Origin of the sequence: Mediterranea massiliensis (genome assembly GCF_900128475.1) — a bacterium.
GTDB lineage: Bacteria > Bacteroidota > Bacteroidia > Bacteroidales > Bacteroidaceae > Bacteroides > Bacteroides massiliensis_E.
Genome location: NZ_LT635839.1, coordinates 756313 through 772954, shown reverse-complemented (window position 1 = coordinate 772954; position 16642 = coordinate 756313). Strand labels below are relative to the sequence as shown.

Annotated in this window: 15 protein-coding genes and 1 tRNA gene; 7 read left to right on the top strand and 9 right to left on the bottom strand. The window is 48.4% G+C overall.

Features of this window, described 5'->3' with window-relative positions; translation table 11 throughout:
* Positions 1 to 297: 297 nt before the first annotated feature.
* Positions 298 to 933 carry a BamJ family beta-barrel-assembly machinery protein gene (locus BQ7483_RS16710; RefSeq protein WP_072546663.1) on the bottom strand — a complete coding sequence of 212 codons (636 nt, stop codon included), beginning with the start codon at positions 931 to 933 and terminating at the stop codon, positions 298 to 300.
* A gap of 45 nt (positions 934 to 978) precedes the next feature.
* On the bottom strand, positions 979 to 2520 hold the full coding sequence (locus BQ7483_RS16705) for a glycine--tRNA ligase (protein WP_072546662.1): 1542 nt from the start codon (positions 2518 to 2520) through the stop codon (positions 979 to 981).
* Positions 2521 to 2886: 366 nt separating this feature from the next.
* Here BQ7483_RS16705 and BQ7483_RS16700 point away from each other — a divergent pair, with 366 nt between their 5' ends.
* The 4 genes from BQ7483_RS16700 (at position 2887) to BQ7483_RS16685 (ending at position 7621) form a co-directional block, all read left to right on the top strand.
* Positions 2887 to 5559: a DNA gyrase/topoisomerase IV subunit A gene (locus BQ7483_RS16700; protein WP_072546661.1), complete on the top strand. Its 2673-nt coding sequence runs from the start codon at positions 2887 to 2889 to the stop codon at positions 5557 to 5559.
* A gap of 31 nt (positions 5560 to 5590) precedes the next feature.
* Positions 5591 to 6439 carry a DUF3316 domain-containing protein gene (locus BQ7483_RS16695; RefSeq protein ID WP_072546790.1) on the top strand — a complete coding sequence of 283 codons (849 nt, stop codon included), beginning with the start codon at positions 5591 to 5593 and terminating at the stop codon, positions 6437 to 6439.
* Positions 6436 to 7458: a S41 family peptidase gene (locus BQ7483_RS16690; RefSeq protein ID WP_072546660.1), complete on the top strand. Its 1023-nt coding sequence runs from the start codon at positions 6436 to 6438 to the stop codon at positions 7456 to 7458. The genes BQ7483_RS16695 and BQ7483_RS16690 overlap by 4 nt, the downstream gene beginning before the upstream one ends.
* 81 nt (positions 7459 to 7539) lie before the next feature.
* Positions 7540 to 7621, top strand: a tRNA-Leu gene (locus BQ7483_RS16685).
* Here BQ7483_RS16685 and BQ7483_RS16680 read toward each other — a convergent pair.
* From BQ7483_RS16680 to BQ7483_RS16675, 3 genes are all read right to left on the bottom strand, one after another.
* Positions 7613 to 9115 carry a recombinase family protein gene (locus BQ7483_RS16680; RefSeq protein ID WP_072546659.1) on the bottom strand — a complete coding sequence of 501 codons (1503 nt, stop codon included), beginning with the start codon at positions 9113 to 9115 and terminating at the stop codon, positions 7613 to 7615. The genes BQ7483_RS16685 and BQ7483_RS16680 overlap by 9 nt on opposite strands.
* Positions 9078 to 9254: a hypothetical protein gene (locus BQ7483_RS17840; RefSeq protein ID WP_162274265.1), complete on the bottom strand. Its 177-nt coding sequence runs from the start codon at positions 9252 to 9254 to the stop codon at positions 9078 to 9080. The genes BQ7483_RS16680 and BQ7483_RS17840 overlap by 38 nt, the downstream gene beginning before the upstream one ends.
* Before the next feature lie 382 nt (positions 9255 to 9636).
* Complete coding sequence (locus BQ7483_RS16675; protein ID WP_072546789.1) at positions 9637 to 10266, bottom strand: recombinase family protein; 630 nt, start codon at positions 10264 to 10266, stop codon at positions 9637 to 9639.
* A gap of 131 nt (positions 10267 to 10397) precedes the next feature.
* Here BQ7483_RS16675 and BQ7483_RS16670 point away from each other — a divergent pair, with 131 nt between their 5' ends.
* On the top strand, positions 10398 to 10622 hold the full coding sequence (locus BQ7483_RS16670) for a hypothetical protein (protein ID WP_072546788.1): 225 nt from the start codon (positions 10398 to 10400) through the stop codon (positions 10620 to 10622).
* Here the strand turns inward: BQ7483_RS16670 and BQ7483_RS16665 are convergent, their stop codons facing one another.
* Positions 10623 to 10841, bottom strand: coding sequence for a helix-turn-helix domain-containing protein (locus BQ7483_RS16665; protein WP_072546658.1), 219 nt, complete (start codon positions 10839 to 10841; stop codon positions 10623 to 10625).
* 105 nt (positions 10842 to 10946) lie between these two features.
* Here BQ7483_RS16665 and BQ7483_RS16660 point away from each other — a divergent pair, with 105 nt between their 5' ends.
* Positions 10947 to 11489: an outer membrane beta-barrel protein gene (locus tag BQ7483_RS16660; RefSeq protein WP_072546657.1), complete on the top strand. Its 543-nt coding sequence runs from the start codon at positions 10947 to 10949 to the stop codon at positions 11487 to 11489.
* A gap of 6 nt (positions 11490 to 11495) precedes the next feature.
* Positions 11496 to 11921 carry a lipocalin-like domain-containing protein gene (locus BQ7483_RS16655; protein WP_083535774.1) on the top strand — a complete coding sequence of 142 codons (426 nt, stop codon included), beginning with the start codon at positions 11496 to 11498 and terminating at the stop codon, positions 11919 to 11921.
* 93 nt (positions 11922 to 12014) lie between these two features.
* Here the strand turns inward: BQ7483_RS16655 and BQ7483_RS16650 are convergent, their stop codons facing one another.
* The 3 genes from BQ7483_RS16650 to BQ7483_RS16640 form a co-directional block, all read right to left on the bottom strand.
* Entirely contained in the window at positions 12015 to 13010 is a 996-nt protein-coding gene (locus tag BQ7483_RS16650; protein WP_072546655.1) for a hypothetical protein, read from the bottom strand.
* 94 nt (positions 13011 to 13104) lie between these two features.
* A complete protein-coding gene (locus BQ7483_RS16645) occupies positions 13105 to 13290 on the bottom strand; it encodes a hypothetical protein (RefSeq protein ID WP_072546654.1) in 186 nt (61 codons plus the stop codon).
* Positions 13291 to 14009: 719 nt separating this feature from the next.
* Positions 14010 to 16553: a TonB-dependent receptor domain-containing protein gene (locus BQ7483_RS16640; RefSeq protein WP_072546653.1), complete on the bottom strand. Its 2544-nt coding sequence runs from the start codon at positions 16551 to 16553 to the stop codon at positions 14010 to 14012.
* Positions 16554 to 16642: the final 89 nt, after the last annotated feature.

Below are 16642 nucleotides of genomic sequence, written 5' to 3'. Positions count from 1 at the left end.
CCAGCTGATAATCAGTATTCATTTTTTCAGGTGGCATTCCGGAAAAACCTGAAAGGTTTTCAGGCTGGACCTGAAAGGTCTTCAGGTAGGGACTGAAAGGCTTTCAGGTCTAACCTGAAGACTATTCAGGTAGCACCTGAAAAACGCCTGAAAATACAGAGCTTCCTTTCATGGTTATCTATTTTGACATGGAATCCATAAGAAGGCAGGCACGATGGAGCAAAAAGGAAAGGCTTGCCGCAGCATCATCGCCGCCGGCAAGCCTTTCTTATGTTTCTTTAAAGGAAAAGAGTCAGGTCATTCCTCGTCTGCCACGATATCATCCAGGATGATGTCGAATGCCAGTGCGGAATAACCGGGGATGCTTCCGCTCCCGCTGGTACCGTAGGCCGACTGATAAGGCAAATATACCATCCAGCGTTCGCCTGTCTTCATCAGCTGAAGGGCAGCCTTCCAACCAGTGCGCAAGCTCGAATTATTGATGGCAAAATCAGCCGTCCAATCAAACTCTGTCACGACTTTATCGGGAGGCGAAGGTATCTCTTGGTCTATGGCTGAATATCCATTAAACGTTCCGTCGAACTTTTCACCGGTTATCAATGTACCATAATAATAGGTAGACACCGTTTCCGTATAAATCGGACGCCGTCCTTCCGTATTCGCCACAATCTTCTTGCAATAGATGTAGACTTCGGTACCTGTTGTAGATGCCAAATCGTCCTTGATGCGGAAAAGTTGCCCTACAGACATTTGGTCTGCATCCTCTTCTTTGGCCACAAGAATTTTCGTCTCATGTGCGATGGAATCGATGTAGGCTTCGTTGCGGGCCTGCCAGTTGTCATACTTGCTGGCCTCCTGCACTTCCTCACACGAAGCGAAGAGGAGGGCGGCCAGGGGAAGTACGAAACAGATTGTCTTGAATAGTCTCTTCATTGAAAACTGATTATTCATTATTCATCATTTATCCATTCTCCATTGTCAGAGCGTCTTCAGCAGTGAAGTGATGCTCACGCGGTCGGCAATCAGACGGTCGAGGTCGGCCACGGGTACACGCTCCTGCTTCATGGTGTCGCGGTCGCGCAGGGTGACGCATCCGTCTTCCAGTGTCTGGTGGTCAACGGTGACGCAGAACGGCGTACCGATGGCGTCCTGACGGCGGTAGCGCTTGCCGATGGAATCCTTCTCGTCGTACTGGCAGTGGAAGTGGAACTTCAAGGCTTCGATGATTTCGCGGGCCTTCTCGGGCAGGCCGTCCTTCTTGACGAGCGGCATCACAGCCAGCTTCACGGGAGCCAGGGCGGCGGGCAGCTTCAGCACCACGCGGGTTTCGCCGTTCTCCAGCTGCTCTTCCTGGTAGGAAGCGGACATGATACTGAGGAACATACGATCCACACCGATGGAGGTTTCGATGACGTACGGCGTATAGCTTTCGTTCGTCTCGGGGTCGAAGTACTTGATGTTCTTGCCCGAGAACTTCTCGTGCTGAGAGAGGTCGAAGTTCGTGCGGCTGTGGATACCTTCCACTTCCTTGAAGCCGAAGGGCATCAGGAACTCGATGTCGGTAGCGGCGTTGGCATAGTGGGCCAGCTTCTCGTGGTCGTGGAAGCGGTAGTGGTCGTCGCCGAAGCCCAGGGCCTTGTGCCACTTCAGGCGGGTTTCCTTCCAGGTCTTGAACCACTCCAGCTCGGTACCGGGCTTCACGAAGAACTGCATCTCCATCTGCTCGAACTCGCGCATGCGGAAGATGAACTGGCGGGCCACGATTTCGTTGCGGAAGGCCTTACCGATCTGTGCGATACCGAAGGGGATCTTCATACGGCCCGTCTTCTGCACGTTCAGGTAGTTGACGAAGATACCTTGCGCCGTCTCGGGGCGGAGGTACACCTTCATGGAACCTTCGGCCGTGGAACCCATCTCGGTGGAGAACATCAGGTTGAACTGACGTACCTCGGTCCAGTTCTTCGTGCCGCTGATGGGGCAGACGATTTCCTCGTCAAGGATGATCTGGCGCAGCTCGTTCAGGTCCGGACCGGCATTCATGGCCTTAGTATAGCGTTCGTGCAGGGCGTCGCGCTTGGCCTGGTGCTCCAGCACGCGGGCGTTGGTCGAGCGGAACTCGGCTTCATCGAAGGCGTCGCCATACTTCTTGGCAGCCTTGGCCACTTCCTTGTTGATTTTCTCGTCGTACTTGGCTATCTGGTCCTCGATGAGCACGTCGGCGCGGTAGCGCTTCTTCGAGTCGCGGTTGTCGATGAGGGGGTCATTGAAGGCATCCACGTGTCCGCTGGCCTTCCAGATGGTGGGGTGCATGAAGATGGCCGAATCGATGCCCACGATGTTCTCGTGGAGCAACACCATGCTCTGCCACCAGTATTGCTTGATGTTGTTCTTCAGTTCAACGCCGTTCTGACCGTAGTCATACACAGCTCCCAGTCCGTCATAGATTTCGCTGCTGGGGAATACGAAGCCGTACTCCTTGCAATGCGAAACGATTTTCTTAAAAACGTCTTCTTGTGCCATTTTCTTCAAATATAGATTAATTTTATTTCTGATTTCCACTAAAAACGCCACAAAGATAGAGATTTATCCGATACATCGGGTCTCGGGAAATATTAAAAATGCACAAGCCGCCCCGGCTTCGGGCGGAGAACGATTGTCCGCAAGCCGACGCAGCCCTGCAAAAACCTCCTGACGACTCCAGAAAATTCACAAAATCGGCACGGGTACCGGTATTTTCCGCGCTTTTTCATGTATTTTGATAAAATAGAGTGCCGCCCGCCACCGTCCGATGAAAAAACGGGGCTTTTCACTTGCCTATGCGCCCGTCTTTTGCTATTTTTGCCTGCAACGAAATTATCGACGACCGCATACGGACCCAAATTCAATATGAGCGAAGACTTTGACAAGAACCTGGAAGAACAAGACAACCTGCCCCAAGGACGGGAGGAACATTCGGACTACAAACCCGCCGACACGAAGGACGAGAACGTGAAGCACCAACTGAGCGGCATGTACCAGAACTGGTTTCTGGACTATGCCTCGTACGTGATACTGGAACGCGCCGTACCCCACATCATGGACGGACTGAAGCCCGTGCAACGGCGCATCCTGCACTCCATGCGGCGCATGGAAGACGGGCGTTACAACAAGGTGGCCAACATCGTGGGCCACACCATGCAGTTCCACCCCCACGGCGACGCCTCCATCGGCGACGCGCTGGTGCAGCTGGGGCAGAAAGACCTGCTCATCGACTGCCAGGGTAACTGGGGAAACATCCTGACGGGCGACAGCGCCGCCGCTCCCCGTTACATCGAAGCCCGCCTCTCAAAGTTTGCCCTCGACGTGGTGTTCAACCCCAAGACCACCGAGTGGAAGCTGTCCTACGACGGCCGCAATCGCGAGCCGGTCACCCTGCCCGTCAAGTTCCCCCTGCTGCTGGTGCAGGGCGTGGAAGGCATTGCCGTCGGCCTGTCGTCCAAGATCCTGCCGCACAACTTCAACGAGCTGTGCGACGCCGCCGTCAGCTACCTGCATGGCGAGGACTTCCGCCTCTATCCCGACTTCCAGACGGGGGGCAGCATCGACGTGTCGAAGTACAACGACGGTGAGCGCGGCGGCTCGGTGCGCGTACGTTCGCGCATCGAGAAGGTGGACAACAAGACGCTGGCCGTCCGCGAGATACCCTACGGCAAGACCGTGGCCAGCGTGTGCGACTCCATCGTGAAGGCCAGCGAGAAGGGCAAAATCAAGATACGCAAGGTGGAAGACCTGACATCGGGCAACGTCGAGATACTGGTGCACCTGACACCCGGCACGTCGTCGGACAAGACCATCGACGCTCTCTATGCCTTCACCGACTGCGAGGTGAGCATCTCGCCCAACTGCTGCGTCATCGACGACCGCAAGCCCCACTTCCTCACCGTCAGCGACGTGCTGCGCAAGTCCGTGGACAACACACGCGACCTGCTGCGCCGCGAACTGGAGATACACCGCGACGAGGTGCGCGAAAGCCTGCACTTCGCCTCGCTCGAAAAGATATTCATCGAAGAACGCATCTACAAGGACAAGGAGTTCGAACAGGCTCCGACCATGGACGCCGCCTGCGAGCACATCGACCTGCGCCTGACGCCCTACTACCCGCAGTTCATCCGCGAGGTGACGAAGGACGACATCCTCCGCCTGATGGAAATCAAGATGGCCCGCATCCTGAAGTTCAACTCCGACAAGGCCGAGGAGCAGATAGCCCGCATGAAGGCCGACATCGAGGAGACCGAACGCCACCTGGCCAACCTGGTGGAATACACCGTCGACTGGTTCCGCATGCTCAAGGAGAAGTATGGCAAGAACTTCCCCCGCCGCACGGAGCTGCGCAACTTCGACACCATCGACTCCACCAAGGTCATCGAGGCCAACGAGAAGCTCTACATCAACCGCGAGGAGGGCTTCATCGGCACCAGCCTGAAGAAGGACGAGTTCCTGGCCAACTGTTCGAACCTGGACGACGTCATCCTCTTCTTCCGCGACGGCCGCTACATTATCACCCCCGTAGCCGACAAGAAATTTGTGGGCAAAAACATACTCTACGCCAACGTCTTCAAGAAGAACGACAAGCGCACCATCTACAACGTGTGCTACCGCGACGGCAAGGATGGCACGACCTATATCAAGCGATTCGCCGTGACATCCATTGTACGCGACCGCGAATACGACGTAACGCAAGGTACACCCGACTCCAAAATCATGTACTTCAGCGCCAACCCCAACGGTGAGGCCGAAATCATCAAGGTCACGCTGAAACCGAACCCGCGCATCCGCAAAATCATCTTCGAAGAAGACTTCAGCCGGATAGGCATCAAGGGACGCCAGGCTATCGGCAACATGCTGACGCGCAACCCGGTACACAAGATTACGCTGAAGCAGCGCGGCGGCTCCACGCTGGGCGGACGCAAGGTGTGGTTCGACCGCGACGTGCTCCGCCTCAACTATGACGGTCGCGGTGAGTTCCTGGGCGAATACCAGAGCGACGAACTCATCCTCGTGGTGCTGAACAACGGCGACTTCTATACCACCAACTTCGACGTAAACAACCACTACGAAGACGGTATCCGCATCATGGAGAAGTTCGACCCGAACAAAGTGTGGACGGCCGTGCTCTACGACGCCGACCAGCAGAACTATCCCTACATCAAACGCTTCTGCTTCGAGTCGAGCAGCCGCAAACAGAACTACCTGGGCGACAACAAGAACAGCAAGCTCATCCTGCTGACCGACGAATACTATCCGCGACTGGAAGTTGTATTCGGCGGACACGACAACTTTCGCGAACCGATGGTCATCGAGGCCGACGAGTTCATCGCCGTCAAAGGCTTCAAGGCCAAGGGCAAGCGACTGACGACCTATACTATCGATACCATCAACGAACTGGAACCGACCCGCCAGCCCGAACCACAACCCGTCGCCGAAGAACCTGAAGAGGAGCCTGAGAACCTGGACCCCGATCAGGACAAGAGCGAAGGCGATATTCTGGACGAACTGACGGGACAGATGAAGCTGTTCTGATGTGTGAAAAGCTATTTGACTGAATTGTATGATGATGATACACAAACTGACAGGAATCGCGGCAGGCCTGTTCCTGACCGTCGGCAGCCTGACGGCACAGACACCCGCAGATTCCATCACCTTGAACGACCCGACCCGCTACGTCACCCGCGCTACCCTCTACGGTGTGGGTGCGGCCAACATGTACGACACCTACCTGTCGCCACAAGAGTATCGGGGCATTGAGTTCCGCCTTTCGCGCGAAAGCATGCGCATGACCCGCTGGGCCGACGGAAACCTTTCGCGCCAAAGCTTTTTCCAAGGCTACGTGAACTACACGCACAACCACGTGGACAACAACAATACCCTTGCCGCGCTGGTCAACTGGAACTATGGCCTGCATTACCACTTCCGCCTGACCGACCGCTTCCGCCTGCTGGCCGGAGGCGTGGCCGACCTGAACGGCGGCTTCGTCTACAACCTGCGCAACGGTAACAACCCCGCCTCGGCCCGCGCCTACGCCAACCTCGACGCCTCCGTCATGGCCGTCTGGAACCTGCGCATCAAGCGCTATCCCATCACCCTGCGCTATCAGGCCAATCTGCCCGTCATGGGCATGATGTTCTCGCCCCACTACGGGCAGTCCTACTACGAAATCTTCTCGCTGGGTCATGCCGACGGCGTGGTGCGTTTCACCTCGCTCCACAACCAGCCCTCCCTGCGCCAGATGCTCACCGCCGACCTGCCCATAGGACGGATGAAAATGCGCCTGGCCTACGTATGGGACGCCCAGCAGTCCAGCATCAACAACCTGCGGACACACGCCTATTCGCATGTGTTCATGGTAGGCTTCGTCAAGGAATTCTACCTATTGTCCAACAAGAAAAAGCACTCCTTATGAAAATATCCGCCTTCTTCCGCACTCCGCTTCTGCTGACGGCGGCCCTCCTCGTCCTGCTTTCGGGCTGCATCCGCGAAGAAGAATTCGACAATACCCCTCAAGGCAACTTCGAAGCTCTCTGGAAAATCATCGACGAGCAATACTGCTTCCTGGACTACAAGCAGATAGATTGGGATGCCATCCATGACAAATACCAGCCGCTGATTACCCCCGACATGAGCAGCGACGGTCTGTTCGAAGTATTGGGCAACATGCTGGCCGAGCTGAAGGACGGGCACGTGAACCTCTACTCCGCCTCGAACACCGCCCGTTACTGGGACTGGTACCTGGACTATCCGCGCAACTACGACGAAAGCCTCGTCGAACGATACCTGGGGCGTGACTACCGCATCTCCTCCGGACTGAAATATACCATTTTGGACGACAACATCGGCTACATCTCCTACACCTCCTTCTCCGACGGCATCGGCGAAGGCAATCTGGACGAGACTCTCTCTTACCTGGCCGCCTGCAACGGCCTCATCATCGACGTGCGCAACAACGGCGGCGGCAACCTCACCTACTCCACCCGCTTCGCCGCCCGCTTCACCAACGAACGCATACTGACGGGCTACATCCAGCACAAGACGGGCAAGGGGCACAGCGACTTCTCCGAGCCGGAACCCATCTACGTAGATCCGTCGGACGGTGTGCGCTGGCAGAAGAAGGCCGTCGTGTTGACCAACCGCCACTCCTACAGCGCCACGAACGACTTCATCAACGCCATGCGCTACATGCCCAACGTCACCCTGCTGGGCGACAAAAGCGGCGGCGGTTCGGGCCTCCCCTTCACCTCCGAGCTTCCCAACGGTTGGGTGGTGCGTTTTTCAGCCAGTCCGCACCTCGATGCCGACAAGCAGCAGATCGAATTCGGCATCGACCCCGACGTGAAAGTCGACATGACCGAAGAAGACAAGGCCCGCGGCCTCGACACCCTCATCGAAGCGGCCCGCCGGCTGTTGCAGGTGAAACCGGAGTAAGCCGTTACAATCTGTAGAAATCTGTTGGCAGAACAAAAAATATTTTTTACCTTTGTCCCCGCCGAAGAGGCAGACACCGTTGCGGGTGTGGCGTAATTGGCAGCCGCGCCAGACTTAGGATCTGGTGCCGTAAGGCGTGTAGGTTCGAGTCCTATCACCCGCACAATTTTACTTCAGAGGATTTTCCGTCAAGAAAATCCTCTTTTTCATTTTTATAACTTCTTGAAATTCTAGCAATTACAGAAAGAGCTTCATTTTCATCAAAGGTTCGATAATCGTCTATCTCTTTGTCCCACAAAATTCCATGGGGAAAGAGCAGGTTCTGTAATTTCTGCTCTATTTCCAAAGAAGAATTTTTCCATAAGGAGTCTAATTTACAGCACATTAAAAACACTTCGTCCACTTCTTCCTTGCGGTTCGATAACTCTTTTTGGCACTGAGCCAACTCCAACTCTATTTTATTCAACTTCCCTTGAAGTTCTTCATTGGTAAGCCGATATACATCCTCATCAATATCTCCTATTCCAAACCTAACTTTACAGGCTTTCAACTTATTCTGATATTCAGTTTTCTGCTTCTTTAAAAGGCTTTCATTCTTCCGTTGTTCTTCATTATCGGAAAGTATCATTGTTGATATAATATCGTGTAAGATAGGTTTTAAGACCTCTGGAATTTTGTAAGTACGCAAAAGCTCCTCATACTTACTATGCAACTTCTTTGCCGACACATTGGTTTTACAACCGTTCAAGTTACATTTGTAGTAGTCAATATTCTTTCTCTTTACAGTGTACGCTGTAAATGGTGTATGGTCTTTACTGCACAATACATGCCGTTTCAAAGGGAAACGGGGTGTTTCCTTCTGATGTTTATACACTCCCGTTTTACCGTTCAAGATATCCTGTACTCGCAAAAAATCAGCATAACTCACTACACAAGGTTGATTGCCATCTACTAATTTACCCGCTAACATCTTATGGCGAATTTTGCCTGCATAAAATGGATTGGTCAGAATGTGATGTAGCTTCTGTTTACTCATTTCCAGCCCATAAACGGCAAGTTTGCTTATTATCTGATGATTTGCCAATCCTTGTAATTTCCATCTGAAAGCCTTTGCTATCAGCTTCCCCTTATCATTGATAGTAAAGGTAGTTCCCATAGATTTACCATGTTTATCATAGCCCAGCGGCTTGGCTGCCCCACAGTATACACCGCTTTCAAGGCAATGTTTACGACCCGATGTAAACTTGTCGGTACGGTTACCATTGTCCCATTCAGCCAACGTCAGTTTGAATTTAATCATCATTACCCCTTCACGTGTAGAGGTATCTATCCCAGTGGAAGCCTCAACCACAACCACATTCTGCTTGCCTAACTCATCTATAATTGTTGAGGCTTGCCCTACATTTCGGCTGAATCGGTCAATAGCAGCTACTATAATATAGGTAATCGTTTTATCCCTTTTAATCGCTTGGTACATATCCCTTAATAGGGGACCTGGAGTTTTGGCGGATTCGTGCGTACCGCCAAAATATCCTTTTATATCATATCCATTTTGCTTTGCAAATGCCTCACATTTACATCTTTGGTCATCCAATGACCCACCATTATCCTCTTGGTGCTTAGTTGACACTCTTGTCCATATTACACAATTCTTCATTTTCCCTATCTTTTTTTTCATTATTAAATTTAATACCTATCTCAGCTATAGCTTGCAAATAATCTAAAACGATACAAGCATCTGTTTGGAATATTCCTAATTGATTAAATTCATCTTCATAGTCTTGATATTTAAGCATTTATTAAAAAAATAACTCCCTTACGGGTTATTTGTTTTTTGCCTCTTGTGTATTACAATAATACCACAAGACTTTTACCGCGGCAGGGATAAGCGTAAAACCCTTTTTTAGATTGCTATACTCTTAGCTCTTTTCTTTGTTTTGTTGCATATTTTTCCTCCTTATTTCTTGCTTTTAAATTCAACGTTTTTACATTGCAAATATACTACAAATCGCGACTGGAGAAGGATTTGTTAAAATCCCGATTTTCCATCAAATTTTCCACGTAACTATATGATAATCAGCATTGTGAAATCTTAATTGATTTATATTTTTATCTCAATTAATATTTTGAATATATTTAACTAAAATCTGTGCCATTTTTGCGACCCAGAACCACGTATTAACAAAATTTATCATATAATTTGCGTAAAGTGTTAACGCTCGTGTGGGTGAGTTTTGCCACATTTCGCAGCGAATATCCTTTTTTCAAGAGCCGAATCTCCTCAGCATATTCATCTTTCATGGTCTCATCTGATTTCCTATATCCTTGTTTTCGCCCCACCTTTCCACCATTATTTCTGAAATTTTGATAACCACTGGCAATACGTTCGCGGATAGTTTTCCTCTCCATTCGCGCCACTTCTGCCAGTATAGTAATTAATAATTGGCTCGTGGGATTTATATCCCCTTTTGTGGTCAATGTTTCAATGCCGTAGTTTTGGATGTAAACAGAAACTTTATATTGGTTTAAAATTTCGATGGTTTGTAACACTTGCAAGGTATCACGCCCTAATCTTGATAGTTCAGTAACTAAAACCTTATTGATGTTGTGTGATTTGATGTATTTTATCATGTTCATCAATTCTGTGCGTTCAATGTTCTTTTTTGCACCCGAAATTTTCTCCGCAAAAATGGCTTCAACTAACCAGTGTTTTGCTTTTGACAATGTTTGTAAGTCGTTTATTTGGCGTTCATAATCTTGCGTTCCATTGTCGCTTGATACCCGTGCGAATATTACTACTTTTTCCATTTCTCTTATCAGTTTATGATACAAAGTTAATGATGTATGTTTAATATACATCATTTTTGTGGTTAAAGAAAGCTAGAGATATGGCTTATATTAAATATTTGTCATTACTTTGTGAGACAATAATCTGTAATATGAGCAATAAGAAAGAAAGGACGATAATTCATGTAGAATATGGTGGGCGACACTTTTATTTTGGTTCGTTTTCTGCTATTTATACCAAATTCACGGCAAATGAATTAGGTGTTGCATTGGGTACATTACGAAATTATGGAGTGAAGGAGGATAAACCATATCAAAACAGCAATTGTACTATAAGAAAAGGTGTTTTGGTAACGATGCCCAAAGGTGTAGAGTGATTATTCCACGTCTACCAAATCTTTTAGTTTAATACCTAAAGCACAACTTATTTTAAATGCGGTTTTTATCGTCAGATTGGTGCGTCCTGCCTCAATTCTAGACATATTGGCCTTCTCAAAGTTGCATTTTGCGGCTAAATCTTGTTGACTTATTCCTTTTTCGAGCCTTTTTTCTCTAATTTTATCCCCAATCTTAATAAAAAGTTGCTGCTCATTCATATTTTTTAAGTTATCATTTGTGATAACAAAGAAAACAGCTTACCTTTGCTCCGTGGTTATCATATATGACAACCGTCGATTATATCTAATTAAACTATTAAAAAAATGAAAAAGTTATTATTGATTGTGAGCTTTATCGCTCTTGGGATTGTAAGTGCTTTTGCTCAAAAAGGAGAAAAGGCTATTGGGATTAACTTGGGTTATGGGACCGAGGTTAGTAATGTTGGGCTTGGAGCTAAATTTCGATATGGTATAACTGACGCTATTCGTACTGAAGCTTCTTTCGATTATTTCTTTAAAAAGGATGGGTTAAGCATGTGGGATATTAATCTTAATGCTCATTATCTTTTCCATTTATCCGACAAGTTAAATGTTTATCCCCTCGTAGGATTAACATATACAAACTGGAAAATGGCAGGCTATGATATTGATTTGGGCGATTTTGAGGATTTTGGAAATGATTGGGGTGATTATATGGAAGATATTACGGATGAAAGTTCTAAAAGTGGAAAATTTGGTGTAAATTTGGGTGCTGGTATCGAATATGGTTTAACGTCTAATCTTAGTATTGGATTTGAGGTTAAATATCAACTGATTGCAGATTTCAATCAAGCGGTTTTTGGAATCGGTGTTGCTTATAAATTTTAATGTATCATGAAAAAGACTTTTTTAGGATTATGGATGATGCTGTTTGCATCTCTTGTGATTGTTTCTTGTTCTGACGATGACGTATCGTCTGATGATATGTCAATTATTGGAAAGTGGCAACTGGTCTCAGTCTCTCCTGCTAGCATGGCAGATGATTATGAAGAGTGTGATTATGAAGGATATATCGAGTTTGCTTCCGATGGTAAGTATTATGACCACAGACCATGTGGTGTTAGTGAGATAGGGGGTGGAAAGTGGAAATTATCAGGTAAAACTTTGACCATAATATCTGATATTTTTCCTATTCCAGTAGAGGCAACAATTGAACTTACAGATGATAGGCTTGTTATTATACAAGATGCCTTTGATATCGATGATGACTATAACCCTGTGGAAGTAGAGCTGCGCGAGACATATAGGCGAGTAGATTAATTATTTAGATTATACTAATACAAAAAAGGAGTGTATCAACTAGTCTATTAAAGATTAATTTGATACACTTCTTTTGTTGATACGCAAGCCTCATCAAAATAACAGACTACGTACCGTTTCAATAAGATTTTCGCTTGTTGAGGCTGATGCCATTGTGTAGTATATTGCCTCGATTTTTTTCATGCGTTTTAGAGCACCACTACGTGATGGATATTTGTCTCTGATTTCTTGCTCTAAACGTTTTAAGTCCCCGTTATATGCTTCAATCAACACTTTCATGCTCCAGTCCTCGTAATTGTTAAATTTTGAAGTTTCCGATACAAGTTTTGTACTGCTGAAAATTTTGTCATACTGATAAAGAATAGGATTAGCTTTAGCATTTAAGACACTGTATACTTTTGTGTCTGTTAAATTTAGATAACTCATTATCTTTTGGGGAGTATCCAGTGTGACCTCAAACCTAGTTTTTCCTATAAAGTAATTCACAAGCGATTGTGGTTGGGATACGTAACTAAGAAAATCTTTGTTATGGCTAGCGCAAATTTCTTTTTCTTTATCATACACTATCATTGTTTCTGTGCAGTCTTTAGATTTTACATTTTTGCTAAATGTAATACCTTCTTTATTATAATGTATCCATTTATATCTCCTGTAATTGTTTACTTGTCTGTTGAAAGCATTCAGAATGTCATCATTTAAGGTAAGGTTAATATCTCTTGTGACATCTAATGACGTAATGACCCCATTCAATAGAATGTTGTCAACATCGATACTACAAATGTTTAATTGATTGATGTTGTTTAAGCATTCTCTTATTGAAGTTTTAGAGATTAAATGAATATATTTATCTATGAGAATCTTACTTGAAAATTCAATTGTTAAGGTCTGTTTTGCATAATTGACAGCAATATATAAATTGTAAGGTATATTTGTGTCGTTTTTAGAACTATAATATATGCCAATTCTATTTCCATTTCGTGGATTATATGTCTCATTAAATCGAACTTTGGTATCAAGAAGATATTTATGGTCACATTTAATTTTAATTCTATCGAAAGTTAGAAAGTGTTTTTCATTTTGTAAAGTCATTAAAAATAGATTTTATCTTTTATTCTTATAGAAATGTAGCCTACAGAGTACATTTCCCCTTTTGATAATAAAAAGATGAAAAAAGAGGGGGATTTTATAGTCCCTCTTCTTTAATTTCATCCTCTGTTTTTTTAGGAATACTTTCCCAGTACTTTTTCATTGCCTTTGAAATAGCCTGTATATGTGCCGCGGATTTACGCCTACCTCTTAAGGCTTGGCTAATCTTCTGTTTTGTTTCCTCATTGAGTTCACGATACATTCTTTTCTTTGTGCTTTTCATAAACTTTTTTATATAAATAATAGTGTAATAAGTAAGAATGTAAAGAGTAGTAAGTTGTTAATTTATCTGTTACAAAACAGCTGGTATTTAGAGATAAAACCGTTCGGCTGTTAATATACCTACCCCAATCCCCTATTTGGGAGAGCGGGGTTACGGTCTTTACAACTGAAAATGAGCCGAATATGAGCAAAAAGCAAGTTTAATAGATTTCATAATTTGTTATTACAGCACTTGTCTTCCCCTCTTCCTATATAGAGCATTTCTAAGCCAGAAATACAACAGAAAGCCGATTTTTACCCTACGTCTACACACACGTCAAGATTAACAAAGTACATGAAACTCTTCCAAAAGTATTATTTAGCATACACAAAAGGCTATCAGAGAATCATCCTGTATAATCTTTGTACCACTCCGCAAACTCTACCAACTTGAAGAAATCTTCTTTGAAGGTTCGATAATCTTTCATATATTCGCACACAACGAAGCGAGGGGCGCATCCCGACAGGATGCGCCCCTCGCTTCTGTTCTGATGGTACCCCGATTTTCCGCAAACTGTGCAGAAAAGCGGCGGGGTATGTGCCCGCACCGCTTTGTGCCCTCCTGACGAAGTGCTTCATGAAGGTCCGACGAAGTGCTTCGTCAGGGTGTCATGCAGTGCTTCGTGAGGGGGTCAGGAAGCACCGTGTCACACCCTCACGAAGCACCGTGTTCCGACGGCATCATTCGCCTCCTGCACCACCCCCGGCACCGGTACTGCTGCCGCCCGACTTCACGTCATCGTTCGTAATGGTACGCGCGGCCTTCTTCACACTGGCCTTCAGCTCACCGATGCGGTAGCTCACGCTGAAGCCGAAACGCATCTGCGGATACTTGTTCCAGCTGTCCTGCAGGAATCCCTGCCCCTCGATGTGCGACTCAAACTTATTGTATTTCTGGAAGAAGTTGCTGGCAAAGGCCGACAGCGACAACCGGCGGTTCAGGAACGACTTGTTCAAGTTCACACTGTAGCTGAAGAAACTGCTACCCTTTCCCTGCAGCATGATCCAGGGCGTCTGGCCGAAGACGTTCACGCTCAGGCGCCAGTCGTGCTTGAAGGTCTGCTGTGCGCCACCAAAGGCAAAGAGGTTCCAGCCGTCGTTCTCCAGCCCCTCGGCTCCCTTCAGGCTGGTGTAGCCGCCGAACAGGTTGGCATAGATACGGGTGTCCTTCGTGGCATTCCAGTTGACGTAGGCGCTCAGGTTGAGGTTACGGCTCTTGCCGATGTTCTGATAGGTGGTATAGAGCACGTCCTTGCCCGTCTTCTTATCCTCGGAAAGGTCGGGGATGTCATCCTCGGACACGAGGCTGGTGACGGACTGGATGCTGTTGTTCGTAAACGAATAGCGGGCAGACAGGTTGATGTTGAACTTGGGTGTGAAGTTGCTGTAGCTCAAGTCAAACGCATGGCTGTGCTCGCTGTCCAGCTCCGGATTGCCCTGGCTGATGCTGGACGGATTGCTGTCGTCCAGATAAGGATTCAGATACCAGATGCCGGGGCGGTAGATGCGCATGTTATAGCCCACGCGGAGGTTGGACAGGTCGGTCAGCTTCCAGCCCAACGAAGCGGAGGGCACCACGTCGTCGTAGTTCTTGCGGAAGTCGTCGCCGCGGCCCAGCAGATACTTCACGTCCTCGATGGTATGCTCGTAGCGCACGCCCAGACGGCCGGACAGCTTTTTCCACTTCAGGCCGTAGCCCAGGTAGGCGGCGATGATGTCGTTCTGGTGGCGGTAGTGTGTGCTGTATTCATTGTCGAACACATAGTCCGCATTGTCGGCCGAGGTCCGCAGATAGCGGTCGTTGTCCGAAGAATTGTTGCGCAGGATGTACTTCACGCCCGACTCGATGGTGTGCATCTCGCCGATGGGCGTCGTATAGTCGGCCTGGAAGGTGTGCTCGGTCGTATTCTGGCTGCCGTCGTTGTGCTGGTCCTGCAAGCGGCGCAGGTAGTCGGTCCAGTCGTCGTGGCCGTAGGCGATGTCGTATTCCGAGTAGGAGTCCGACGTCTGAGGCCGGGTATTCACCTTATAGGACAGGGTGAACATACGCCCCTTTATGGTAGGCGAAAGGCGCTGGTAGTCGATGCCGCCGTCGATGGAGTACCAGGACGACTTGCTGTGACTGCCGATGCCGTACTGATAGAGCAGATGGTTGTCCAACGGCGAATTGCCCACATAGTTGCTGCCGCCGTTGCTCGAGTTTCCGCCGCCCCACAGGCCGAACGAAGCGGAAATCAGGTTCAGCGAATCGATTTCATAGCTGGCCTCCATGCTGCCCGACTGGAAGGACCCGTCGCCCTTGCTGCTGCCTTCATAGTCCAGATTGGCCACCTCCGAATGGGGGTCCGTAGCCCGCTGCGTGCCGCCCGAGTAGCTGCGCGGACTGTCGTTGTAATTGTAATTGTAACGGGCGCTCACGGTGAACTTGCCTTTCTGCACCGTGCCGAAGACACCGCCTCCCGCACCGCGGTTGCTCACGTTGCCGCTCACCGTCACGGTGTAGCCTTCGAAGCCGCCGCCTTCGGTCACGATGTTCAGGATGCCGCCCACACCTTCGGCATCATACTTCGGACCCGGATTGGTGATGACCTCGATGTGCTTGATGGTATTGGCGGGCATGCTCTTCAGCACCTCCGTCGGGTTGTTGCTCATCATGTTGTTGGGCTTTCCGTTCACATAGACCTTGAACGAGCTGCTGCCGTTCACCTTGATGTTGTCTTCGCCGTCCACGGTCACCATCGGCACCTTGCGGAGCATTTCGAGCAGGGTGTTGGTCTCCGAGTCGGGGTCGTCCTTCACATTATATTCTATCTTGTCGATGTCGGCCTTCACCAGCGGTTTCTGTGCCACAATTTCCACCTGTCCCAGTTCGTTGGACGCATCGGTGACATACAGCGTACCGAAGTCCACCAGCTTCTGCCCGGCCTTGACCGAGAAATTCTTCACAATGGGATTACGGCCCACCGACGTGATGGTCAGTACAAAGTTTCCGGTTCCCTTCACGTTCTCCTTGAAGCGTCCGTCCAGACCCGAAACCAGCATCTTGACCGGTTTGCCGGGGGCCGACTTACGCGCCACGCGGATGGTGGCATACGGTTCTCCTTCCTGCGTCAGCGAATCGAGCAGGATGCCTTTCAGCTGGAAAGTGGATACAGCTGAATTTTGTGCCGCTGCCAGCCCGGACACCAGCAGTATCCACAGCAGCACGAGTGTTTTCAATTTCATTTGTTTTTCCTTTTTTAGTTGACTATTCTTGTTTACATCGTATCAGACGCCGCATGTACCCTAAAATCACATGCGGACACAAAAATAGT